The following is a 25,095-nucleotide window of genomic DNA, read 5'->3' on the forward strand; positions in this document are numbered from 1 at the left end:
GAGGGAAATATGGCAAAGTTAGAATTATCAGAACAACGATTAAACTCTGTAAAAAAAGCTGAGGAGTATTATAACGCGCTACGGACCAATATCCAGTTGAGTGGAGATGGTCTCAAAGTGATTGCCCTTTCTTCAGTTAGACCTGGAGAAGGGAAGTCAACCACTTCAACCAATATAGCTTGGGCTTTTGCGCGTGCAGGCTACAAGACGCTCCTTATCGATGCCGATATTCGTAATTCAGTCATGTCCGGTGTTTTTAAGTCTCGAGAAAAAATTACAGGTCTGACAGACTACTTATCAGGAACCAAAGATCTATCTCATGGTTTGTGTGAAACAAACGTAGAAAACTTGTTTGTCATTCAATCAGGGGCTGTTTCACCAAACCCAACTGCTCTTCTTCAAAGTGAAAAATTTGAAGCAATGATTGAGACTTTACGCAAATACTTTGACTATATCATTGTAGATACAGCCCCTATCGGAGTTGTTATTGATGCAGCGATTATTGTACAAAAATGCGACGCTTCTATCTTGGTGACTGAAGCTTCTGCAACAAAACGGAGAGAAGTTCAAAAAGCTAAAGACCAGCTAGAACAAACAGGAACACCATTCCTAGGAGTTATTTTGAATAAATTCAACATCCATCTTGAAAAGTATGGTACATATGGTACATATGGTGGATATGGGAATTACGGTGTCTACGGTAAAAAATAAGTTTAGGGAGGAAATATGGAAGGAAGGGGTTTCTATAACGTAACTCTAGCGTTTTTACAGAGTATACTGGTCAGTATATTAGCTTATATACTTATCTCTGTATCTGAAACAGAAATTGTTGCAAAAACGGTTTTTGTTCTGTATTTTCTTCATTTTGCAGCCTTCTATATCAGTGGCTACGGTAAGGATTTTTTTAAACGTAGTCAATCCGCCGAATTGATAGAAATAGTAAAATACATCATCTTTTTTGCATTGCTGATTAGTTTTTCTAGTTTTTTTCTGAAAGATCAATTTGTGATTTCTAGAAGGGGTATGATTTACTTCCTGTCTTTGTACGGAATGTTTAATTATTTTCTGAGTTTTGTTATCAAAAAATATTGGGTCCATTTTAACCATAATTTAAAAGGGAGCCGAAAGATTCTTTTGATAACAGCGACAACTCGTATTGAGAAGGTAATAGATCGTCTTTTAACAGCTAATGATGTTACGGGTAAGTTAGTAGCTGTAAGTGTACTAGATAAACCTGATTTTAAACATGATAAAGTTAAGTCTGTTCCGCCTAAAAATCTTATTAATTATGCAACTCATGAGGTAGTAGACGAAGTCTTTGTGAACCTACCTAGTGAGGATTATGATATCGGTAGCATTATTTCACAATTTGAAACAATGGGAATTGATGTTACTGTAAATTTAAATGCCTTTGATAAGAATTTAGGTAGAAATAAACAGATCCATGAGATGGCTGGATTGAATGTAGTAACTTTTTCTACAAACTTATATAAACCGAGTCATATTATTGCCAAACGAATTATTGATATTTTAGGGGCAATTGTTGGCCTAATCACTTGTGGACTAGTAAGTATAGTCCTTGTTCCAATGATTCGAAAAGATGGTGGACCAGCAATCTTTTCTCAAACCCGAGTCGGTAAAAATGGTCGCTATTTCACTTTTTATAAGTTCCGATCTATGAGGATAGATGCGGAAGAAATCAAGCAACAATTGATGGATCAAAATACCATGCAAGGTGGTATGTTTAAAATGGATAATGACCCTCGAGTTACAGAAATTGGTCGCTTTATACGAAAAACTAGTATTGACGAGTTGCCACAGTTTTGGAATGTACTGATTGGGGACATGAGCCTAGTAGGAACTCGCCCTCCAACAGTGGATGAGTATGAAAAGTATACGCCTGAGCAGAAACGTCGATTGAGCTTTAAACCAGGCATTACTGGGCTATGGCAAATTAGTGGTCGAAGTGGCATTACCAACTTTGACGATGTTGTCAAACTAGATGTCGCTTATATCGATGATTGGACAATTTGGAAAGACTTCGAAATTTTATTAAAAACAATCAAAGTAGTGCTGATGAGAGATGGAGCAAAATGATTCTATGAATAAAGTGAGAGAAATTCAATTAGGAGAGTTAACTCTTTTAGAAAGTTATATCGACCTTTGTAAAAGACATGATTTGCGTTATTACGCCTTGGGTGGGACATTACTCGGTGCCATTCGTCATAAAGGATTTATCCCATGGGATGACGATATGGATTTAGGAATGCCTAGAGAAGATTATGAAAAATTCTTGTCAATCTGCGAGAAAGAGCTTCCTGAAAGTGTTATTTTAAGACTTCACGATGATAATCTAGGTAATACTTCGATTATGGATACTTCAATCCAAATTCAATTTGGCAATGAATGGTGTAGTCCTTTTATTGATATCTTTCCCTTAGATGGTTACCCAGAAGACGGAATCCATTACTGGTTGCATACGAATAAAATAAAATTCTATCGTGCCTTGTCTAAAATTTCTGTTATCGATCGTTTGCATGAGAGAGATAGAGGCTCTTTCGAAAATGCGATTGTGAAAGTTTCAAGAGCCTTAAAATTAAATAAACTCTTAAACACTTCAAAAATTAACAAAAAATTACAAAGTATCATTAAACAATATGATTACGAGACGAGTACCATGGTCGGAAATGTCTTGGGTTCCTACCGCGAACGAGAACTCGCAAGAAAAGAAGTGTTCGGAGAACCGCAATTACTAGAGTTTGAAAACTTAAAAATTAGTTGTCATGCAAACCCTGATGAATATTTGACAAAAATATATGGTGATTACATGCAACTACCAAAAGAAGCTGAGCGTAAGGGTCATTTTGGAACTGCTTAGGGAGATTAAATTGAATAGTTTTGAATTAATGGGGGTCAGAATTGACCCCTTAACAATGGACGAAACTGTCCAAGCTGTTGAAAAATTTGTTCTTGAACAACGTCCACTCCACTTAATGGGAGTGAATGCAGACAAAATTAATCAATGTCTAACAGATGAATCGATTAAAAAGATAGTGAATGATTCTGAAATCATTAACGCAGATGGAGCTTCAGTTGTTCTTGCTGCGCGCTATTTAGGCTATTCTGTACCGGAGCGCGTGGCAGGCATTGATTTGATGCAGGAATTGCTTCGCTTGGCCAATGAAAAAGGCTACTCTGTCTACTTCTTCGGCGCAAAAGAGGAAGTCTTGAGCGATATGCTGGCCATTTTTAAAAAGGATTATCCGAATCTCCGAGTAGTGGGTCATCGTAATGGCTATTTCTCTGCTGAAGAGGAGGAGGCTATTCAAGAGGATATTCGGGAGAAAAATTCTGATTTTGTTTTTGTCGGCATTACCTCTCCTAAAAAGGAGTACTTGATCCAGAAGTTTATGGACAATGGAGTAAACTCCGTCTTTATGGGAGTAGGAGGAAGCTTTGACGTCCTCTCAGGGCATATTAAGCGGGCACCTATGTGGATGCAAAAGGCTAATCTAGAATGGTTGTTTCGTGTGGCTAATGAACCAAAACGGCTCTTTAAACGCTATTTTGTGGGAAATGCCACTTTTATTAAGAGAGTAGTACATGAAAAACGGAAAGCAAAAAAATAATATTCTTCACATTTCGCGGACCATGGACATTGGTGGGGCGGAGCGAATTGTCTATCAATTGGCGACAGACCTCAAGGATGAATTTGACCAGGTTCATGTCGCTTCGACTGGTGGATTGTGGGAAGAAAAACTAGCAGAGAATGGGATTCAACACCATCGAATTTTAGACGTTGATAGCAAACAACCAGCTACTGTACTCAAGATTCTTGCTAGTCTTTCCAGAATTATCAAAGAGAATGAAATCACTCTCGTCCATACCCATCACCGGATGGCTGCTTTCTATATTCGTTTGTTGCAACTGCGTCATCCGAAATTAATCCATGTATATACAGCCCATAATGTTTTTAAAGACAAATTGCCACTGTACAAATTTGCCCTAGGGAAGGCTCATGCTATTGCTGTTGGCGAAGCCGTTAGTGAGAATTTAAAAACAGATGTCGGCATAAAAGACACGACGGTTATTTATAACGGTGTTCTCATGGAAGAAAGTCAGGACACAGTTTCTGAGATTGTTCGAACACCTGGTGTAAAAATCGGCTGTATTGCTCGGCTATCTGAACAAAAGGGGCTAACCTATCTGATTGAAGCCATGTCACTTGTGACAAATCCAAGTGTATCCTTGTTCATTGTCGGTGATGGAGAATTGAAAAATGATTTGATAGATCAAACCAAAAAGCTGGGCCTGGAAGAGAGAATTCATTTCTTGGGCTACCGAAGCGACGTGGTAGAGTGTATCAATAGCTTTGATTTTTTAGTTTCCTCCTCTATATATGAAGGTTTGGCATTGAGTGTAATTGAAACTTTTTTGAATAGTAAAACAATAGTTGCAACAGACATTCCTGGTATCAATGAAATTGTCAATGAAACTAACGGCCTTCTTGTTCCAGTTAAAAATCCGAATGCTATGGCACAAGCAATTGATAAACTTGCTGGGGAAGTCAAATTTAGAGAAAAGTTGGCAAAGAAAGCTAGATTAGATTATGAATCGAAATACAGCTATTCTTCATTTATAAATAATTATAAGCAGTTTTATACGAAATTATAATTAAAAGTAATAAACAGATGCCGTTATGTTTAAGGGGAGGATGTCCAATGTTATCGGTTATTATACCGTGCTATAATTGCGAAAAAACGATTGTAAAATGTTATGAGTCAGTAATAAAGTCTATAAAACATAGTTCTATAGAAAATTATGAAATTATATTTATAAATGACGGTTCTTCTGACAAAACTATAGATATTCTTTCAGAAATATCAGTGTGTAATCATAGTGTAGTAATAATAAACCAAAAAAATAAAGGTGTTTCTACAGCACGCAACAAGGGGTTACAGATTTCTAAGGGAGATTGGATTAGTTTTATTGATTCTGATGATACAGTTAATGAAAATTTTTATGCTGTAATGATGGATGATTGTAAAGAAGTAGACATTATTGTATGTGGAGTAATGTCTAAAATTCATCCAAGATTAAATGGGGGAGAGATAAAATTAAATAAAGAGACATATATAAATAAAATATTGTATGATTTGAATGTTTTTGGATATGTATGGAATAAGATATATAGGAAAGAAATTATTCAAACTAACGATATTAAATTTTTGGATAATGTGATGTTTATGGAAGATAAATATTTCAATTTACAGTATGCTCATTATGTAAATAGTGCTAAAATTATCCAAGAAAATCTATACAATTATTTTGAACCTACAACTAGTACTTTTGGGAATAGTGAAAAAAAGATAACAGGTTTAACTGTATGGGATAAATTAATATCTGATCCATTGTATAAGAACTATAAAGACGAATTTAAAAAAGAAAAAATGAATTATTTGATTTGGTTACTTGGACAGTTATATGCTGAAAAAGCAAATGGAAGAGAATTCTTCCTTGATGAATTAAAAAGAAACAAAAAATATATTAACGTCGTGTTACCAAAATTCACAATGAAGTATATACAATTTAAGCTTTTACTTATCTCCCCATATCTAGTGGGGTGGATTGTGAGAAAAAAACAAGTATTTAGGAACTAAAGTGTAATGAAAAAAGTAATGTTGGTTTTTGGGACACGTCCAGAAGCAATAAAAATGTGTCCTTTAGTAAATGAGTTGAAGAAAAATGACTCGATTAAGACACTTGTCTGCGTGACTGGACAACATAAGGAGATGCTTGAGCAAGTTTTGGATGTCTTTAAAGTCGTTCCTGATTATGATTTGGGGATTATGAAGGCAAATCAAACCCTATTTTCAATCACGACCAGTATTCTAGACAAAATTCAAGCGGTTCTTGAACAAGAAAAACCAGATATTGTGCTTGTTCACGGAGACACGACGACAACTTTCGCAACGGCCTTGGCAGCTTTTTACATGGGAATAAAAGTTGGACATGTGGAAGCGGGTTTAAGAACCTACAACCTTCAAAGTCCATTCCCTGAGGAGTTTAACCGTCAAACGACTTCAATTATAGCAGATTACCATTTTGCACCGACTGAAGTAGCCAAAGAAAATCTTTTAAAAGAAGGAAGAAAGAATATTTTTGTAACTGGTAATACGGTTATTGATGCTTTGAAGACAACTGTTCAGGATGATTACAATCACCCAATTTTAGAGTGGGCTAAGGATAGTAAATTAATTATGTTGACAGCTCACAGACGTGAAAATCTTGGGCAACCAATGGAAAATATGTTTAATGCTGTTAATCGTATTTTAAATGAATTTGAAGATGTAAAAGTTGTTTACCCAATTCATAAAAACCCTAAAGTTCGTGAATTGGCAAGTAAAGTCTTTGGGGATAATGAACGCATGAAAATCATTGAACCTTTAGAAGTTATTGATTTCCATAATTTCATGAACCAAAGCTACATGATTTTGACAGATTCTGGTGGAGTTCAAGAAGAAGCTCCATCCTTAGGGAAACCAGTTTTGGTCATGCGTGACACAACAGAGCGTCCAGAGGGGATTGCTGCTGGAACATTAAAATTAGTCGGCACGGAAGAAGAAAATATTTATAGGAATTTTAAACTGCTTTTGGAAGATGAAACAGAATATAACAAGATGAGTAAGGCTAGCAACCCGTATGGAGATGGAAAGGCTTGTGAAAGAATCGTCGATATCATTTTGGAAGGATAGGGATAATGGATAAGGTTTCTATTATTGTACCAGTATACAATGTTGAAGACTGTCTGAGTTATTGTGTAGATAGTCTACGACAACAGACCTATAAAAGTATTGAAATAATCCTAGTAGATGATGGTTCAACGGATAGTTCTGGAGAAATTTGTGACCAATATGCTCGAGAAGATGACAGAATAAAAGTTCTGCATATAGAAAATGGGGGCTTGTCCAATGCCCGCAATACTGGGGTAAAAGAATCTTCAACAGATTGGATTGTTTTCATTGATTCAGACGATTATTATGACCATAGAGCCATTGAATATTTAGTAGAACTTAGAGATAAGTATAGAGTTGATCTTGTAGCAACTCCCGTGATTGAAGTTAGAAACTATGAAAATAGTGATTTCCTAGGAGATTTCAGAGAGAAATATTCTGGAAAATTAGATCGTCGAACAGCTTTAAAACAAATGTTTTATGGAAATTATGTTGGGACACATTCAGGTGGTAAACTATATAAGAAAGAAATCTTATTAAGGTTTCCATATCCTAATGGAATGTTGTATGAAGATTTAGCTCTTGCTTATGAGCATATTGCTTCCTGTGAAAATATTGCTGTTAGTGATTTAAATCTTTATAAATACTATCGAAGACCAGGAAGTATTGTAAATTCTAAGTATAGTGATCGTCTCTTGGATTTTTATAAGGCCATGGAATGGAATAGAAGTTATATCGAACGAGATTATCCTAATGATCAGGAAATGAGAAGAGCTTTAAATGTTCGATATGTATTCAATGGTCTGCATATTGTACATGCTATGCTTAGTTCAGGTATGTATTCTGATGTCAATAAAATCAGAAAAGAATACATTAGATATTTTAACGATATTATTCCTAATTCAAATATAACAAAGAAAAACAAACTAAAGTATTTGCTATTGTTACTATCACCAAGATTATATAAAAAAGTTAGAGGAAAGATTGGTTAGAAACTTATGAAAGTCTTAAAAAACTATGCGTATAATCTTTCCTATCAACTTCTAGTGATAATTCTTCCTATTATAACCACACCTTATGTGACCCGGGTATTTAGTTCAACTGATTTAGGAACTTATGGTTACTTCAATTCCATTGTTACCTACTTTATTCTTTTAGCTACTTTAGGTGTTGCTAACTACGGAACAAAAGAAATTTCAGGCCATAGGAAGGATATCGGGAAAAACTTTTGGGGCATATATACCTTGCAACTTGGTGCCACTATCCTTTCAATCACCTTATACATGATCATGTGTCTTTCCTTTGCATTTATGCAGAATCCTGTTGCTTATATATTGGGATTGAGTTTGGTATCTAAGGGGATGGATATTTCTTGGTTATTTCAAGGGTTAGAGGATTTTCGCAAGATAACAGTTAGAAATATTACTGTCAAACTTGTTGGTGTTATTTCGATTTTCTTGTTTGTTAAATCAGCAAATGATTTATATTTATATGTTTTTTTGTTGACTATATTTGAGTTGCTGGGGCAGTTGAGTATGTGGTTGCCAGCAAGGGAATTTATTGGTAAACCTCATTTTGATTTATCATACGCAAAGTACCATCTAAAGCCTGTGATTTTGCTATTTCTACCGCAGATTGCTATTTCGCTATATGTTACTTTGGATCGTACTATGTTAGGAACATTAGCCTCAACTAAAGATGTCGGAATTTATGACCAAGCCTTAAAATTGGTCAATATTTTGCTTACACTAGTGACTTCGTTAGGAAGCGTGATGCTTCCTCGTGTTGCCAATCTCCTATCAACTGGAGATCACAAGGCTGTAAACAAAATGCATCAGATGTCTTTCTTAATATACAATTTAGTAATATTTCCTATCATTGCAGGGATGTTGATTGTTAATGATGATTTCGTGCAATTTTTCTTAGGTCAGGATTTCCAAGATGCTAAGTATGCGATAGCAATTATGATTTTTAGAATGTTCTTTATTGGCTGGACAAATATTATGGGTATTCAAATCTTGATTCCACATAATAAAAATAAAGAATTTATGATTTCGACAACTATTCCAGCTATTGTGAGTGTCGGTTTAAATTTATTATTACTACCTAAACTAGGTTACATCGGAGCAGCCATTGTTTCTGTATTAACAGAAGCCTTAGTATGGGCTATTCAACTGTATTTTACAAGAAACTATTTAAAGGAAGTACCTCTTCTTGCTTCGACAGTTAAAATTATAGGAGCATCAGCTCTCATGTACAGTGTACTATTCGTTGTAAAAACTACAGTGAATATTACGCCGGTTATAAATGTTATGGTATTTGCTGCAATAGGAGCGGTGCTTTACATTTCTCAAATACTATTCTTAAAGGTAATTAGTCCAAAAGAGTTGAAACAACAATTATCGAATAAGTGAAATTGCATGGAATAAATAAGAAATTTCAGTAGCTTATAGCCTTATTGTAAAATAAACTCTTGTATAGATTAAATTCGCTTTGGTTGATTAAATAGTTAGGAAAGGGAGGATAGAAGAGTATAAGTGAACTAGAAGATTAAAGGAATATTATTTTTTTTCATTCAATTCCATATTTCTTTTTCTTATAATTCACCCTGTATGATTCTTTTCAAAAAATATGATAAAAATTAAATTTGAAAACCTACTAGTCAGCATTGTTGTATCTGTAGTGGTGTTTTTTAATACCATATCAACTACGATGCTGGATAGGACTTTTTTTCAAGTCAAAGTAAATTTCCTATTTTTAGTTGTATTGCTTTTAGGACTTCGTTTTTTGTATACAATGCGGGTCTCATACAAATATCTAATACTTTCTATTCTATTGTTGCTTTCGGGGGTTTTAGTGTATTTTCAAACGAATAGGCTTAATTTTCTAGTCTATTCAATGCTACTAGTCCTCTTGGTTAATGTGGATATGAAAGTAGTTTTGAGGAACTATGTAATTGTAGCTGGTATTCTCGTAGTTGGAGTTTTTCTTTTATCGCTGGTTGGCATGGTTCCTAACTTGCAATATAATCGTGCGGGTGTTATTCGAAATTCGTTTGGGTTTATTTATCCTACGGACTTTGCATCACATTGCTTCTATCTGTTTTTAGCAATTTCTTATCTTTTAAAAGATAAATTGATATGGACTAGAACTCTGTTTGGTGTCCTGCTATCCGCCTTTATTATAAAATACTGTGATGCGCGTTTAAATGCTTTGTCAATCTTGTTAGCGACAGTTATTTTCATTTATTTTTATTACAGCAATGGGAAAAAACTAAAAATATTTGCCTTGCTACCATATTCGGCTGTTGTATTCGCATCAGTTGTTACCTATTTGTCATACAAGTTTTCTTGGTCTGATCCATTTTTGGTATCGATAAACAAATTAATTACGGGAAGGCTGGGTTTAGGCAGGAATGCATTTGATACATTTGGAGTGCATTTATTTGGGACAAGAAACGTTCAATTTATCGGCTCAGGTGGAAAAACGGAATCTGTAATTGGGTATAACTATGTAGATTCCTCTTATGTGCAGATGTTGTTTACATATGGAATAGTGCCTGTAGTCCTATTGATCATAATTTATGTTGTCGCCTCAAAGCAACAGTATAAGGATGGTCAATATTTATTAGTTGCGATTTTATCATTGATTGCTTTTAACTGTATGATTGAAGCCTTTTGGTTTGTTCCCACATATAATATATTCATGTTTTTACTATTTACAACAAATACTTTTAGCAAAAAAGAATTAAATGATATTGTTGCACCAAATGAGACTTAGCTTTAATACTAAATTTTAGGCGGGTCTAATACATGATAGGGTACCTTTCTAAAAAAGCAACTAACTTTTGCTGATTCTAAGTCGGCATTAATAAGAAATTGTAGAGTTTATTAACGGAGTTTTAATATGTATGACTATTTAATCGTTGGTGCAGGTTTGTCTGGAGCAATCTTTGCACACGAAGCTACAAAACGTGGAAAAAAAGTAAAAGTGATTGACAAGCGTGATCACATTGGTGGAAATATCTACTGTGAAAATATTGAGGGCATCAATGTCCACAAGTATGGCGCTCACATTTTCCATACTTCAAATAAAAAAGTCTGGGATTATGTCAACCAGTTTGCTGAGTTTAACAACTATATAAACTCACCGGTGGCTAACTACAAGGGGAATCTCTACAATCTTCCCTTTAATATGAACACCTTCTACGCTATGTGGGGAACTAAGACACCACAAGAAGTCAAGGACAAGATTGCTCAGCAAACGGCTGATATGAAAGATGTTGAGCCCAAGAACTTGGAAGAACAAGCCATCAAGTTGATTGGTCCGGACATCTATGAAAAATTGATCAAGGGCTATACAGAAAAGCAATGGGGACGTTCTGCAACAGACCTTCCACCGTTTATCATCAAGCGCCTCCCAGTGCGTTTGACCTTTGATAACAACTACTTTAACGACCGTTACCAAGGGATTCCAATTGGTGGCTACAATGTCATTATCGAAAATATGCTTGGAGATGTAGAAGTAGAGCTTGGAGTTGATTTCTTTGCCAATCGTGAAGAGTTGGAAGCATCAGCTGAGAAAGTTGTCTTTACAGGGATGATTGACCAATACTTTGACTATAAACATGGGGAATTGGAATATCGTAGCCTTCGCTTTGAGCATGAAATTTTAAACGAGGAAAATTATCAAGGGAATGCTGTAGTGAACTATACAGAGCGTGAGATTCCTTATACTCGTATCATCGAACACAAACATTTTGAATATGGAACGCAGCCAAAGACAGTTATCACGCGTGAATATCCAGCCGACTGGAAGCGTGGGGATGAGCCCTACTATCCAATCAATGATGAAAAGAACAACGCCATGTTTGCCAAGTACCAAGAAGAAGCAGCCAAAAATGATAAGGTTATCTTCTGTGGACGCCTAGCAGACTATAAATACTATGACATGCACGTGGTCATTGAGCGTGCTTTAGAAGTTGTAGCAAATGAATTTGATTGAAAGAAATAGATATCCATGAAATATTATTTGAAAGAAGAGTTTCTAAAAGACTCTGGAGCAAGGAATGCTGGTAATAAGGCCAGAAATGATGTTGAGGAAATTGTAAAACAAGAGGGTTTTAGTCCATTGTTATTGACGATTGAGGACTGGTACAAAATGAGTACGATTAAAGCCCAACGACACAAAGCAAAAGCGTTGTCACAAGCTTTTTCGCGGTTGAAATCAGGAGATCAACTGTTAATTCAATTTCCTATGCTTCATCATAGCTTCTTTACTACTCATTTGGTAAAAAAAATCCAGCGGAGAGGGGTGAAAGTCTACTTTGTTATCCATGATTTGGAAGTTTTACGCTATGCGAATTTGGATACAGTACCTTTGAAGCATAAGATTCGGGTTCATCTTCAAGAATCAAGTCTGTTGAAGATAGCTGATGGGATCATCGCCCACAATCCAATCATGAAATCTGTTTTAGTGGATAAAGGGATTGCGGAAAATAAGATTGTTAGCCTAGGCATTTTCGACTATTTGATTCCAAACTACCAAGAGAAGACAGGGCTGACGAAGAATCTGTCAATCATTGTGGCTGGTAATTTGGCCCAGGAAAAAGCTGGTTACCTTTATCAATTGCCTGCTAGACCAACCTACAATCTTTATGGTGTTGGTTTTGATGAGAGTAGAGCTCTAGCCAACGAGACCTACTTTGGCTCCTTCCTGCCGGATGAGCTTCCTGTAGCACTTGAAGGTGGCTTTGGCCTCGTCTGGGACGGAGATAGTGCGGAAACCTGTAGTGGCGTCTTTGGTGAGTACCTTCGCTTCAACAATTCTCACAAGGCGTCACTTTACTTGGCGTCAGGTTTTCCTTTAGTAGTTTGGAGTCAGTCAGCCTTGTCTCACTTTGTGCTTGAGAATGGCTGTGGGATTGCAGTAGAGTCACTTCATGATTTAAAAACTACGATTGAGAATCTATCAGAATCCGATTATCGAAGTTTAGTCGAAAATGCCAAACATATCGGTAAGAAAATCAGAGATGGTTTTTATCTAACCAGTGCTCTAAAAGAATTAACGAAATAAGAAGTCTTTTGTAGACTTCTTTTTTTGTTAAAGAGACAATAAATCGAGTATAAAAAAATGAATATAAATGTTTCATTTTTAGGGGTAATATTAAGATTTCTATTCAATTGTGGAATTGAGAATAGCTTAACATAAAAATTTTTGAAAAAAACATGAATTCCATAGCTATTTTAAGATTTTCTGACTGTTTTACACTCTTTATCAGAGAAAAAGTAAAAAAGATGAACTTGTAACGGAATATTAAAATAAATTTAATGAAAAACCTTCGATAAAATCACAAAAAATTAGGCACGAATCGGATTTTTGTGATATAATATTCTGTGAATAGCTATGCCTTCTTGTAGCTGTTGAAAAATCAAAGTGTGAAACTTGGAAGATAGAGAGGACGCAATGTAATGGCTAGAAATGGTTTCTTTACAGGCTTAGATATCGGAACAAGCTCAATTAAAGTGTTAGTTGCTGAGCTTGTAGATGGTGAAGTAAATGTAATCGGTGTTAGTAACGCCAAAAGTAAAGGTGTCAAGGATGGGATTATCGTTGACATCGAGGCCGCAGCGACGGCTATCAAATCTGCTATTTCTCAAGCAGAAGAAAAAGCAGGAATTTCAATCAAATCAGTAAACGTTGGACTTCCAGCAAACTTGTTGCAAGTTGAACCAACTCAAGGGATGATTCCTGTAACATCAGACACGAAAGAAATTACAGATCAAGATGTCGAAAATGTTGTCAAATCGGCTTTGACAAAGAGCATGACACCTGATCGCGAAGTAATTACTTTTGTGCCAGAAGAGTTTGTAGTGGACGGTTTCCAAGGCATTCGCGACCCTCGTGGTATGATGGGTGTTCGTTTGGAAATGCGTGGTCTTCTCTATACAGGTCCAAGAACCATTCTTCACAACCTTCGTAAAACTGTAGAACGTGTCGGAGTTCAAGTTGACAACGTGATTATTTCACCACTTGCAATTGTAAACTCTGTTCTTAACGAAGGCGAACGTGAATTTGGAGCGACTGTGATTGATATGGGTGGTGGCCAAACAAGTGTAGCAACTATCCGTAATCAAGAGCTTCAATACACAAACGTTTACCAAGAAGGTGGCGACTACGTCACAAAAGACATTTCAAAAGTTCTTAAAACTTCTAAGAAAATTGCAGAAAGCTTAAAACTTAACTACGGTGAAGCATACCCACAACTTGCAAGCAAAGAAACGTTCCAAGTTGAAGTTATCGGTGAAGTTGAACCAGTAGAAGTGAGTGAAGTCTACCTTGCGCAAATTATTTCAGCTAGATTGAAACATGTCTTTGAACAAATCAAGCAAGATTTGGAAAGAAGACATTTGCTGGACTTACCAGGTGGCATTGCTCTGATTGGTGGAAATGCTATTCTACCAGGTATCGTTGAGCTTGCCCAAGAAGTACTTGGAGTTCGTGTGAAACTTTATGTTCCAAACCAAGTAGGTATCCGCAATCCTGCATTTGCACATGTAATCAGCTTGTCAGAATTCGCTGGTAGCCTTACTGAAGTAAATGTACTAGCTCAACGTGCTATTAGAGGTGATGAAACATTACGTCATCAACCAATTGACTTCAGAACTTCAAGTCAGGAAAAACCTGCAGCTTCTCAACGTTCAGTATTTGGTACAACTTCAGCTGAAACAGCAGAACCAACTTATACTGCTGATTCAACAACTTTAAATCAATCAGAAGAAAAACCAAAATTGACTGAACGATTCCGTAGCTTAATCGGAAGCATGTTTGATGAATAGGATAGAGGAATAAAATATGACATTTTCATTTGATACAGCAGCAGCACAAGGTGCAATCATTAAAGTAATTGGTGTTGGTGGCGGTGGTGGAAACGCCATTAACCGCATGGTTGACGAAGGCGTTTCAGGTGTTGAGTTCATCGCAGCCAACACAGATGTACAAGCTTTGAGCAGTACAAAAGCTGAAACAGTTATCCAACTTGGTCCAAAATTAACTCGCGGACTGGGTGCTGGAGGACAGCCTGAAGTTGGTCGTAAGGCTGCTGAAGAGAGCGAAGAAGTTTTAACTGAAGCTATCAGCGGTGCAGACATGGTCTTCATCACTGCTGGTATGGGTGGTGGTTCTGGTACAGGTGCTGCACCAGTTATCGCTCGTATCGCTAAAGGTTTAGGTGCTTTGACTGTTGGTGTTGTGACACGTCCATTTGGTTTCGAAGGAAGCAAACGTGGTCAATTCGCAGTTGAAGGGATCAACGAACTTCGCGAGCATGTTGATACTCTCTTGATTATTTCAAACAACAACTTGTTAGAAATTGTTGACAAGAAAACTCCACTTCTTGAAGCTTTGTCTGAAGCAGATAACGTTCTTCGCCAAGGTGTTCAAGGGATTACAGATTTGATTACAAATCCTGGTTTGATCAACTTGGACTTCGCAGACGTGAAGACAGTAATGGCAAACAAAGGAAATGCCCTTATGGGTATTGGTATTGGTAGTGGAGAAGAGCGCGTTATTGAAGCGGCTCGTAAAGCTATCTACTCACCACTTCTTGAAACAACAATTGATGGAGCAGAAGATGTTATCGTTAACGTAACTGGTGGTTTGGATATGACTTTGATTGAAGCAGAAGAAGCTTCTGAAATCGTCAATCAAGCTGCTGGACATGGCGTAAACATCTGGCTCGGTACTTCTATTGATGAATCAATGAAAGATGAAATCCGTGTAACGGTTGTTGCTACTGGAGTTCGTCAAGATACAGTCGACAAAGTTGTAGCGCCACAACCAAGACAAGCGTCATTCCGTGAACCAGTAAAATCTGGTCATACTCACACTTATGACCGTCATTTTGATTTGGCAGAAACAGCTGAACTTCCAACTTCTTCACAACGTCATACTGAAGCACCTAAAGCATCAGCTTTTGGTGACTGGGACTTGAGACGTGATTCAATTGTTCGTCAAGGTGAATCAGTCGTATCACCAGTTGGGCGTTTCGAAGCGCCAGCTTCTGACGAAGATGAGTTGGAAACACCACCATTCTTCAAAAACCGTTAATAGAAATGGATTTAAAAGAAAATACAAATCAGGTATTTCAACAGGTTACAAAAGCAGTTCAAGAAACCGGCCGTGAAGACGGTTCGGTTTCTGTAATTGCCGTAACAAAATATGTTGATATTGCAACTGCAGCAAATTTGATTGACCAAGGAGTCAAACACATCGGTGAAAACCGTGTCGACAAATTTCTTGAAAAGTATCATGCTTTAAGTGATAAAGATGTTACTTGGCACTTAATTGGTAGCTTACAAAGAAGAAAAGTTAAGGATGTCATTCCTTTTGTTGATTATTTTCATGCTTTAGATTCTTTGAAATTAGCCCAAGAGATTCAAAAACGTGCCGTTCGAACCGTTAAATGTTTTTTGCAGGTCAATATTTCTGGCGAGGAAAGCAAGCATGGTTTTTCAAAAGAAGAACTATTGACAGTCTTACAAGATTTGTCTAGCTTGGATAAAATAGAGTATGTTGGTCTCATGACCATGGCTCCGTTTGAAGCTCAAACAGAAGAGTTGCAAAAAATTTTTAAAGAAACGCAAGAGTTGCAACAATACATTCGTGAACAACAACTCCCCAATATGCCAATGACAGAACTAAGTATGGGAATGAGTCGTGACTATAAAGAAGCGATTCAATCTGGCTCGACTTTTGTTCGAATTGGTACAGCATTTTTTAAATAGGAATTAATCATGTCATTAAAAGATAAATTTGATAAATTTATAGATTACTTTACAGAAGATGGAGATGAAGTTGCTTCAGAAGTTGTAGCTGCACAACCTGAACGTTCACTAGCTTCGGTTCCTCAAAAAAGAGAATTACCACAGCAAGCCGCTGCTCAAGAATCTTCTCCGGTTGAAACAAAAGAGAAAAACATTACTAAGCTTCATACTCGTCAACAACAACTAGCTATGGAAAGTCATCGTAGTACTGAAAAAGTAACCATTGATGTTCGTTACCCACGCCGTTACGAAGATGCAACAGATATTGTTGATTTGTTGGCTGGGAATGAAAGTATCTTGATTGACTTCCAATATATGACTGAAGTTCAAGCTCGTCGTTGTTTGGACTACTTGGATGGAGCACGTCATGTCCTAGCTGGTGAGTTAAGAAAAGTTGCGAACACAATGTATCTTTTGACACCAGTAGGTGTTGTGGTCAACATTGAGGATATTCGTTTACCTGAAGAAGCTCAAAGTGAAGAATACGACTTTGACATGAAGAGAAATAGAGTACGTTAATGTTTCTAATAATTCGTTTTATCCAAAATGCTACAGATATCTATTCGCTGATACTTGTAGCTTTTGCTCTATTATCATGGTTTCCCAATGCCTATAACACCCAGTTGGGGAAGTTCTTAGAGACTTTGTGTAAACCAATTCTTGAGCCTTTGAAACGTCTACCCCTTCAAATCGCTGGTTTGGATTTCTCGGTTTGGATAGCCCTAATTCTCTTGCGAATGATTAGTCGCTATCTCATCAATTTGCTGATCGTATTATGAGTAAGGAACTTTACCAACATTTCGCAACTAAGGATATTCCATTCATCGATAAAGGGTTGGAATGGTTGAGGCAAGTCGAGGAGCACTATGCACCGATTTTATCTCCTTTTATCAATCCTCACCAAGTATTTATCTTGGAAACGTTGGGAAACAATAGAGGGATAAAGGTCTTCTCTAGTACGAGTTATATCTCTTCAGAGTACGCTAGGGTGATTTTAGCGCCAGATTACTTTACGCCAAATTTGGAAGATTTTGAAATGACCTTGCTTGAGATTCTGTATCCCAGCAAGTTTCAGCAATTGACCCATTCAAAGATATTGGGAACAGTTCTCAATCGACTGGGTATTGATCGTAAGTTATTTGGCGACATCTTGGTAACAGATGAGAGAGCTCAAATAATTGTCGATCAGAGATTTACGACCCTGTTTCAGGATGGGATTCAAAAAATTTCCAAGTTGCCTGTAAATCTAGTGGAGCGCCCTTTTTCAGATATGATAGAATCTAAAGAGGACTATCAGGAAAAAGAAGTCTTGGTTTCAAGCCTTCGTCTGGATACCTTCTTATCAAGTATCTTGAAATTATCTCGTTCCCAAACTTCGGCTCTGGTTGAAAAAAAGATGGTTCAAGTCAACTATCATATAATTGAAAAATCTGACTATCCGGTAAAAATTGGTGATTTAATCAGCGTCAGACGCTTTGGCCGAATCATCTTACTAAAAGAAAATGGTCAAACCAAAAAGGATAAGAAAAAACTAACAGTCCGGCTACTATTAAGCAAGTGAGAAAAAATATGTCGATTACACCACAAGAAATTAGTGATAAAGCTTTCTCAAGAAAATTCAGAGGTTACGATCAGGAAGAAATTGACCTATTTCTAGATAAGATATATTTTGAATTAGAGGAAATGATTCGATCTAAAGATGAAACTGAACTCTATATCAAAAAACTAGAAGAATGTCTTTCCTATTATACAAATGATATTCCTAAGAGAACAGTAACAAACGAGCAAGAACCAGAAGCAATGAATGATTCTATTTTTTATTAAATAAGTGAGGAAAAATATGCCAATTACATCGTTAGAAATTAAGGATAAAACCTTTGGTGTTCAGTTTAGAGGTTTTAACCGTGAAGAAGTTGATGAATTTTTAGATATTGTTGTTCGTGACTATGAAGATTTGGTTCGTAGTAATCATGAAAAAGAACAGCACATTAAAAATTTAGAAGAGCGTCTATCTTATTTTGACGAAATCAAAGATTCGTTGAGTCAGTCAGTTTTGATTGCCCAAGACACAGCTGAACGTGTAAAACAAGCCGCGAATGACCGTTCTAATAATATCATTAAGCAGGCTGAGCAAGATGCCCAACGCTTACTTGATGAAGCTAAGTATAAAGCCAATGAAATTTTGCGTCAAGCTACAGATAATGCTAAAAAAGTTGCTGTAGAAACTGAAGAGTTGAAGAATAAGAGCCGCATCTTCCACCAACGTTTGAAATCAACAATCGAAAGTCAGTTGGCTATTGTTGATTCATCAGATTGGGAAGAAATTTTGCGTCCGACTGCAACATATTTGCAAACTAGCGACGAAGCATTCAAGGAAGTCGTCCAAGAGGTTCTAGGTGAAGATGTATCTTCATACCAGGAAGAAGAGCCAATTGACATGACGCGTCAATTTTCTCCAGAAGAAGTTGCAGAACTTCAAGCGCGTATTGAAGCAGCTAACAAAGAATTGTTAGAGGCTGAACAAGCTGCTGAAGAGTCAAGTGAAACTGAAGCTGAAGTTGAAGTTGAAGTTCAACCAGTTGCTGAAACTCCTGTTGAACCAGCGCAAGAGGAAGAGTCTCAAGACGATCCAAACAATCAACAAGAGTCAGTTTTAATTTTATAAGAATCTTATTAGAGAACAAGAGTTTATCAAACATATTTCTAGCGAGTAGGAGATGGTGGAAGTCCTACAATCCCTGTTGGTAAATGTATCCTCTCTTAGTATCAAGTCTGAAATGAGTAAGATTTGACGTTACCCACGTTACGGGAAAAGAGGGAGAAGGACTAGGTCCTTTTCCGAACAAAGGTGGTACCACGATTTTCGTCCTTTTTGCGAGTCGTGGTTTTTATATTGTCAATTTACATTAAGGAGTAATCATGAAACTAAAAGAAACACTAAACCTTGGGAAAACAGAATTTCCAATGCGTGCCGGACTTCCAACTAAAGAGCCAGTATGGCAAAAAGAGTGGGATGAAGCAAAACTTTATCAACGTCGTCAAGAACTAAATGAAGGGAAACCGCATTTTATCTTGCATGATGGCCCTCCATACGCAAACGGAAATATCCATGTTGGACATGCCATGAATCATATCTCAAAAGATATCATCATTCGTTCCAAGTCTATGTCAGGTTTTAACGCACCTTATATCCCAGGTTGGGATACTCATGGTCTGCCAATCGAGCAAGTTTTGGCAAAGCAAGGTGTTAAGCGCAAAGAAATGGACTTGGTTGAGTACTTAAAACTTTGCCGTGAGTACGCTCTTTCTCAAGTTTATAAACAACGTGATGATTTCAAGCGCTTGGGGATGTCAGGTGACTGGGAAAATTTATATGTGACTTTAACTCCAGACTATGAAGCAGCCCAAATCCGTGTCTTCGGTGAAATGGCTAATAAAGGTTATATCTACCGTGGAGCTAAGCCTGTTTACTGGTCATGGTCATCTGAGTCAGCCCTTGCTGAAGCAGAAATTGAATACCATGACTTGCTTTCAACTTCCCTTTACTATGCTAACCGCGTCAAAGATGGAAAAGGTGTACTAGATACAGATACTTACATCGTTGTCTGGACAACAACTCCATTCACCATCACCGCTTCTCGTGGTTTGACAGTTGGAGCAGATATTGATTATGTATTGGTACAACCAGCTGGCGAATCTCGTAAGTTTGTGGTTGCTGCAGAATTGTTGAATAGTCTTTCTGAGAAATTTGGCTGGGCTGATGTTCAGGTCTTGGCGACCTACCGTGGTCAAGAATTGAATAAAATTGTGACAGCTCACCCATGGGATACAGCTGTAGATGAGTTGGTGATCCTCGGTGACCACGTTACGACTGACTCTGGTACAGGTATCGTCCATACAGCCCCTGGTTTTGGTGAGGACGACTACAATGTCGGTGTTGCTAACGGCCTTGAAGTTGCTGTAACAGTTAACGAACGCGGTATTATGATGGCCAATGCTGGCTCTGACTTTGAAGGTCAATTCTATGACAAGGTTGTACCCACTGTTATCGAAAAACTGGGCGATTTGCTCCTTGCTCAAGAAGAAATCTCTCACTCATATCCATTTGACTGGCGTACGAAAAAACCAATCATCTGGCGTGCTGTTCCACAATGGTTTGCCTCTGTATCAAAATTCCGCCAAGAAATCTTGGACGAAATTGAAAAAGTGAAATTCCATACAGAATGGGGTAAAGTGCGTCTTTACAACATGATTCGTGACCGTGGCGACTGGGTTATCTCTCGTCAACGTGCTTGGGGTGTTCCACTTCCAATCTTCTATGCTGAAGACGGAACACCAATCATGACAGCTGAAACCATCGAGCATGTGGCTCAACTCTTTGAAGAGCATGGCTCTCTTATCTGGTGGGAACGTGATGCCAAAGACCTCTTGCCAGAAGGATTTACACATCCAGGTTCTCCAAATGGTGAGTTTAAGAAAGAAACAGATATCATGGACGTTTGGTTTGACTCAGGTTCATCATGGAATGGTGTTTTAGTCAATCGTCCAAATCTGACTTACCCAGCAGATCTTTACCTTGAAGGCTCTGACCAATACCGTGGTTGGTTCAACTCATCACTGATCACATCTGTTGCTAACCATGGCGTAGCTCCTTACAAACAAATCTTGTCACAAGGTTTTACCCTTGATGGTAAAGGTGAGAAGATGTCTAAATCCCTTGGGAATACCATTGCTCCAAGCGATGTTGAAAAACAATTTGGTGCTGAAATCTTGCGCCTCTGGGTAACAAGTGTAGACTCAAGTAACGACGTACGTATCTCTATGGATATCTTGAGCCAAGTCTCTGAAACATACCGTAAGATCCGTAACACCCTTCGTTTCTTGATTGCCAATACATCTGACTTTAACCCAGTTGAGGATGCTGTAGCGTACCCAGAACTTCGTTCTGTTGATAAGTACATGACTATCCGCTTTAACCAACTTGTCAAGACCATTCGTGACGCTTATGCTAACTTTGAATTTTTGACCATCTACAAGGCCTTGGTGAACTTTATCAACGTTGACTTGTCAGCCTTCTACCTAGATTTTGCCAAAGATGTTGTATACATTGAAGGTGCCAAATCACTCGAACGCCGTCAAATGCAGACTGTCTTCTATGACATTCTTGTTAAAATCACCAAACTCTTGACACCAATCCTTCCTCACACAGCAGAGGAAATCTGGTCCTATCTTGAGTTTGAAGCTGAAGACTTCGTTCAATTGTCAGAATTGCCAGAAGCAGAAACTTTTGCTAACCAAGAAGAAATCTTGGACACTTGGTCAGCTTTCATGGAATTCCGTGGTCAAACTCAAAAAGCCTTGGAAGAAGCTCGTAATGAAAAAGTGATCGGTAAATCTCTTGAAGCTCATTTGACAGTTTATCCAAATGAAGTAGTGAAGACCCTTCTTGGGGCAGTAGATAGCAATGTTGCTCAACTCTTGATTGTCTCAGAATTGACCATCGCAGAAGGACCAGCTCCAGAGGGTGCAGTTGCCTTTGAGGATGTAGCCTTTACAGTTGAACGTGCAGCAGGTGAAGTTTGTGATCGTTGCCGTCGTATTGTTCCAAGTACAGCAGAACGTAGCTATAATGCAACTATCTGTGACCACTGTGCAAGCATCGTAGAAGAAAACTTTGCAGACGCAGTAGCAGAAGGATTTGAAGCTAAATAATCGAACAAAAATACAGGAGAGTCTCCTGTATTTTTTAAAAAATAAAAATTTTAATAAAAGTATGGTATAATATAGCTTATTAAAATAAAAGGAGATATTTATGAAGACAAAAACACTAGCACAAGTAGATGGCTTTATTGGTATTATTGCAGGAGCTATTTTGGCTTTCTTGCCAATTTTTATTCTTTTTATTGCAGCCATTTCTGAAGATGAAGATTTAGCAGGATTTGTATTGGGTATTATTTTCATTGTGTTCACTTTGGTGAAGATTGCAACACTTATTCTTGGGATTCTCTCACTAGTCTACTATAAGGATGATAAACGTATTTCATTAGCACCATCAATTCTATTTATTGTTGGTTCTGTAGTTGCCTTGATTCCTTTTCTTGGATGGATCGGTGGAATCGTCCTTGTCATCGGTGGAGCTTTGTACCTGGCAAGCTTGAAACAATTCAAAATTGAAGGATAAAATATTTTTTGGGAAGAGTCACATAGCTCTTCTCTTTTTCGTTGATTTTAACTAGCTTTTTTGTTAAAAATTGTGTAAAATAGAATAGATAAACGAGGGGAACCTCAAAAAATAAAAGGAGAATCCAACTAATGGTAAAATTGGTTTTCGCTCGCCACGGTGAGTCTGAATGGAACAAAGCTAACCTTTTCACAGGCTGGGCTGATGTAGATCTTTCTGAAAAAGGTACTCAACAAGCTATCGATGCTGGTAAATTGATCAAAGAAGCTGGTATTGAATTTGACCAAGCTTACACTTCAGTATTGAAACGTGCAATCAAAACAACTAACCTTGCTCTTGAAGCATCTGACCAACTTTGGGTTCCAGTTGAAAAATCATGGCGTTTGAACGAACGTCACTACGGTGGTTTGACTGGTAAAAACAAGGCTGAAGCTGCTGAACAATTTGGTGATGAGCAAGTTCACATCTGGCGTCGTTCATACGATGTATTGCCTCCTGCAATGCCTCGTGATGACGAATACTCAGCTCACACTGACCGTCGTTATGCTTCACTTGACGATTCAGTAATTCCAGATGCTGAAAACTTGAAAGTTACTTTGGAACGTGCCCTTCCATTCTGGGAAGATAAAATCGCTCCAGCACTTAAAGACGGTAAAAATGTATTCGTAGGAGCACACGGTAACTCAATCCGCGCTCTTGTAAAACACATCAAAGGTTTGTCAGACGACGAAATCATGAATGTTGAAATCCCTAACTTCCCACCATTGGTATTCGAATTTGACGAAAAATTGAATGTTGTGAAAGAATACTACCTTGGTAAATAATGTAAAATAGAGTCTAGGATTATTCCTAGGCTTTTTTATTTTAAAAATAGGAAAATACAGAGTGTAATTTAACTTGTCAAAGACAGGGATTCTTGTTATAATAGATAAGATGGAGGCGCTATGGCACTTAAAAAAGCAAGTTTAGCCTGTGCGGTTTGTGGTTCAAGAAACTACTCAATTAAAATTAGTGGGAATCCAAAACCGACTCGCTTAGAAGTAAATAAATTTTGTAAACATTGTGGTAAATACACAACACACAGAGAAACGAGATAGGAGAAAAGAATGGGTTTTATTAAGGATATCTTTACACTTCTTAAAGATACAACTTGGCCAACAAGAAAACAAAGTTGGGTAGATTTTAAATCTATCATGGAATACACTGCCTTCTTTGTTGTCATCATTTATATCTTTGACCAATTAATTGTTAGCGGATTAATCCGATTCATTAACATTTTTTAAGATAGTATAAATAGGCTGAAAGAAGTTTATCGTTAAGAAAGGAAAAAAGATGGATAGTTTTGATAAAGGATGGTTTGTCCTACAAACATATTCTGGTTATGAAAATAAAGTTAAAGAAAATCTCTTGCAACGTGCACAAACATACAATATGTTAGATAACATTTTGCGTGTTGAAATCCCAACTCAAACTGTACAAGTTGAAAAAAATGGGAAGAAAAAAGAAGTTGAAGAAAATCGCTTCCCAGGCTACGTCCTTGTAGAAATGGTCATGACTGATGAAGCTTGGTTTGTAGTTCGTAATACACCAAACGTTACAGGGTTTGTTGGGTCACATGGTAACAGATCTAAACCAACTCCGCTTTTGGAGCAAGAAATCAGAGATATCTTGGTATCAATGGGACAAACTGTACAAGAATTTGATATCAATGTCGAAGTCGGTCAAACAGTTCGAATCATTGATGGTGCCTTTACTGATTACACTGGAAAAATCACTGAAATTGATAATAACAAAGTGAAAATGATTATTTCAATGTTTGGGAATGATACTGTAGCTGAAGTAAACTTGAACCAAATTGCTGAATTGTAATAGCAGTTACTAATTTACTTGTAAATCTCGAATTCTGTTGACTAATTTTTAAAAAAACTAGTTGACAAGGTAGAAAAAGTAGGTATAATAGAAAGAGTTGAAAAGCTCAAGGTCCGTTGGTCAAGGGGTTAAGACACCGCCTTTTCACGGCGGCAACACGGGTTCGAATCCCGTACGGACTATGGGTGTATCGCGGTTGATGGAAATAGGATTAAAAAAAGTTAAAAAAACCTGTTGACAGAGAAAAGTGACTGTGATATACTAATATAGTTGTCGCAAGCGCGACAAAGACCTTTGAAAACTGAACAAGACGAACCAATGTGCAGGGCACTACAACTAAGGTTGTAGTACTGAACAATGAAAAAACAATAAATCTGTCAGTGACAGAAATGAGTGAGAACTCAAACTTTTAATGAGAGTTTGATCCTGGCTCAGGACGAACGCTGGCGGCGTGCCTAATACATGCAAGTAGAACGCTGAAGGAAGG

General features: G+C 37.3%; 26 protein-coding genes, 1 tRNA gene, 1 rRNA gene and 1 other annotated feature. All 28 genes read left to right on the forward strand.

The genetic code is table 11. The annotated features are described in order from the left end of the window. Positions 1-9: 9 nt before the first annotated feature. A complete protein-coding gene (locus NGI26_RS08045) occupies positions 10-711 on the forward strand; it encodes a tyrosine-protein kinase (protein WP_251938566.1) in 702 nt (233 codons plus the stop codon). A 15-nt stretch (positions 712-726) separates the two neighbouring features. Further along, positions 727-2,097 (forward strand): sugar transferase, encoded by a 1,371-nt coding sequence (locus NGI26_RS08050; RefSeq protein ID WP_251938567.1) that lies wholly within the window; start codon positions 727-729, stop codon positions 2,095-2,097. A gap of 4 nt (positions 2,098-2,101) precedes the next feature. Continuing rightward, complete coding sequence (locus NGI26_RS08055) at positions 2,102-2,878, forward strand: LicD family protein (RefSeq protein ID WP_251938569.1); 777 nt, start codon at positions 2,102-2,104, stop codon at positions 2,876-2,878. A gap of 28 nt (positions 2,879-2,906) precedes the next feature. Continuing rightward, on the forward strand, positions 2,907-3,629 hold the full coding sequence (locus tag NGI26_RS08060; RefSeq protein WP_251938616.1) for a WecB/TagA/CpsF family glycosyltransferase: 723 nt from the start codon (positions 2,907-2,909) through the stop codon (positions 3,627-3,629). Continuing rightward, the gene (locus tag NGI26_RS08065) at positions 3,604-4,674 is read left to right on the forward strand and encodes a glycosyltransferase family 4 protein (protein ID WP_251938571.1); all 1,071 of its coding nucleotides are present in this window, start codon (positions 3,604-3,606) and stop codon (positions 4,672-4,674) included. Before NGI26_RS08060 ends, NGI26_RS08065 begins: the two co-directional genes overlap by 26 nt. Before the next feature lie 47 nt (positions 4,675-4,721). Continuing rightward, positions 4,722-5,660 (forward strand): glycosyltransferase family 2 protein, encoded by a 939-nt coding sequence (locus NGI26_RS08070; RefSeq protein ID WP_251938573.1) that lies wholly within the window; start codon positions 4,722-4,724, stop codon positions 5,658-5,660. 6 nt (positions 5,661-5,666) lie between these two features. Further along, a complete protein-coding gene (wecB, locus tag NGI26_RS08075; protein WP_251938575.1) occupies positions 5,667-6,755 on the forward strand; it encodes a non-hydrolyzing UDP-N-acetylglucosamine 2-epimerase in 1,089 nt (362 codons plus the stop codon). 5 nt (positions 6,756-6,760) lie between these two features. Next, the gene (locus tag NGI26_RS08080; RefSeq protein WP_251938577.1) at positions 6,761-7,726 is read left to right on the forward strand and encodes a glycosyltransferase family 2 protein; all 966 of its coding nucleotides are present in this window, start codon (positions 6,761-6,763) and stop codon (positions 7,724-7,726) included. A gap of 6 nt (positions 7,727-7,732) precedes the next feature. After that, the gene (locus tag NGI26_RS08085; RefSeq protein WP_251938578.1) at positions 7,733-9,148 is read left to right on the forward strand and encodes a flippase; all 1,416 of its coding nucleotides are present in this window, start codon (positions 7,733-7,735) and stop codon (positions 9,146-9,148) included. A gap of 217 nt (positions 9,149-9,365) precedes the next feature. After that, a complete protein-coding gene (locus NGI26_RS08090; protein ID WP_251938579.1) occupies positions 9,366-10,514 on the forward strand; it encodes an O-antigen ligase family protein in 1,149 nt (382 codons plus the stop codon). Positions 10,515-10,640: 126 nt separating this feature from the next. Beyond that, positions 10,641-11,738, forward strand: a complete 1,098-nt coding sequence (gene glf / locus NGI26_RS08095) for a UDP-galactopyranose mutase (RefSeq protein WP_251938581.1) — start codon at positions 10,641-10,643, stop codon at positions 11,736-11,738. A 15-nt stretch (positions 11,739-11,753) separates the two neighbouring features. Then, positions 11,754-12,809: a glycosyltransferase gene (locus NGI26_RS08100; RefSeq protein ID WP_251938583.1), complete on the forward strand. Its 1,056-nt coding sequence runs from the start codon at positions 11,754-11,756 to the stop codon at positions 12,807-12,809. 395 nt (positions 12,810-13,204) lie between these two features. Next, entirely contained in the window at positions 13,205-14,572 is a 1,368-nt protein-coding gene (gene ftsA / locus NGI26_RS08105) for a cell division protein FtsA (protein ID WP_251938585.1), read from the forward strand. Between the two features lie 16 nt (positions 14,573-14,588). Next, positions 14,589-15,842 carry a cell division protein FtsZ gene (gene ftsZ, locus NGI26_RS08110; protein WP_251938588.1) on the forward strand — a complete coding sequence of 418 codons (1,254 nt, stop codon included), beginning with the start codon at positions 14,589-14,591 and terminating at the stop codon, positions 15,840-15,842. A gap of 5 nt (positions 15,843-15,847) precedes the next feature. Further along, positions 15,848-16,519: a YggS family pyridoxal phosphate-dependent enzyme gene (locus NGI26_RS08115; RefSeq protein WP_251938590.1), complete on the forward strand. Its 672-nt coding sequence runs from the start codon at positions 15,848-15,850 to the stop codon at positions 16,517-16,519. Between the two features lie 9 nt (positions 16,520-16,528). Next, on the forward strand, positions 16,529-17,077 hold the full coding sequence (locus NGI26_RS08120) for a cell division protein SepF (RefSeq protein ID WP_251938592.1): 549 nt from the start codon (positions 16,529-16,531) through the stop codon (positions 17,075-17,077). Beyond that, a complete protein-coding gene (locus NGI26_RS08125; RefSeq protein WP_251938594.1) occupies positions 17,077-17,337 on the forward strand; it encodes a YggT family protein in 261 nt (86 codons plus the stop codon). Before NGI26_RS08120 ends, NGI26_RS08125 begins: the two co-directional genes overlap by 1 nt. Beyond that, entirely contained in the window at positions 17,334-18,119 is a 786-nt protein-coding gene (locus NGI26_RS08130) for a YlmH family RNA-binding protein (protein WP_251938596.1), read from the forward strand. Before NGI26_RS08125 ends, NGI26_RS08130 begins: the two co-directional genes overlap by 4 nt. 8 nt (positions 18,120-18,127) lie before the next feature. Beyond that, complete coding sequence (locus NGI26_RS08135; RefSeq protein ID WP_251938599.1) at positions 18,128-18,382, forward strand: DivIVA domain-containing protein; 255 nt, start codon at positions 18,128-18,130, stop codon at positions 18,380-18,382. A gap of 16 nt (positions 18,383-18,398) precedes the next feature. After that, positions 18,399-19,223: a DivIVA domain-containing protein gene (locus NGI26_RS08140; RefSeq protein ID WP_251938601.1), complete on the forward strand. Its 825-nt coding sequence runs from the start codon at positions 18,399-18,401 to the stop codon at positions 19,221-19,223. Then, positions 19,220-19,432, forward strand: a binding site (T-box leader). It overlaps the preceding gene by 4 nt. Before the next feature lie 45 nt (positions 19,433-19,477). After that, the gene (gene ileS, locus NGI26_RS08145) at positions 19,478-22,270 is read left to right on the forward strand and encodes an isoleucine--tRNA ligase (RefSeq protein ID WP_251938603.1); all 2,793 of its coding nucleotides are present in this window, start codon (positions 19,478-19,480) and stop codon (positions 22,268-22,270) included. Positions 22,271-22,370: 100 nt separating this feature from the next. Next, positions 22,371-22,739: a hypothetical protein gene (locus NGI26_RS08150; protein ID WP_251938604.1), complete on the forward strand. Its 369-nt coding sequence runs from the start codon at positions 22,371-22,373 to the stop codon at positions 22,737-22,739. 131 nt (positions 22,740-22,870) lie between these two features. Further along, the gene (locus NGI26_RS08155) at positions 22,871-23,563 is read left to right on the forward strand and encodes a phosphoglycerate mutase (RefSeq protein WP_251938606.1); all 693 of its coding nucleotides are present in this window, start codon (positions 22,871-22,873) and stop codon (positions 23,561-23,563) included. Positions 23,564-23,683: 120 nt separating this feature from the next. Then, positions 23,684-23,836 (forward strand): 50S ribosomal protein L33, encoded by a 153-nt coding sequence (rpmG, locus tag NGI26_RS08160; protein ID WP_001809375.1) that lies wholly within the window; start codon positions 23,684-23,686, stop codon positions 23,834-23,836. Between the two features lie 9 nt (positions 23,837-23,845). After that, positions 23,846-24,022 (forward strand): preprotein translocase subunit SecE, encoded by a 177-nt coding sequence (gene secE, locus NGI26_RS08165; RefSeq protein ID WP_004254104.1) that lies wholly within the window; start codon positions 23,846-23,848, stop codon positions 24,020-24,022. 49 nt (positions 24,023-24,071) lie between these two features. Continuing rightward, positions 24,072-24,608 (forward strand): transcription termination/antitermination protein NusG, encoded by a 537-nt coding sequence (nusG, locus tag NGI26_RS08170; RefSeq protein WP_016466132.1) that lies wholly within the window; start codon positions 24,072-24,074, stop codon positions 24,606-24,608. A gap of 110 nt (positions 24,609-24,718) precedes the next feature. After that, a tRNA-Glu gene (locus NGI26_RS08175) sits at positions 24,719-24,790 on the forward strand. 226 nt (positions 24,791-25,016) lie between these two features. After that, positions 25,017-25,095, forward strand: a 16S ribosomal RNA gene (locus NGI26_RS08180); the annotation flags it as partial.

The organism is Streptococcus sp. Marseille-Q0941 (genome assembly GCF_943736975.1).
Classification (GTDB): domain Bacteria; phylum Bacillota; class Bacilli; order Lactobacillales; family Streptococcaceae; genus Streptococcus.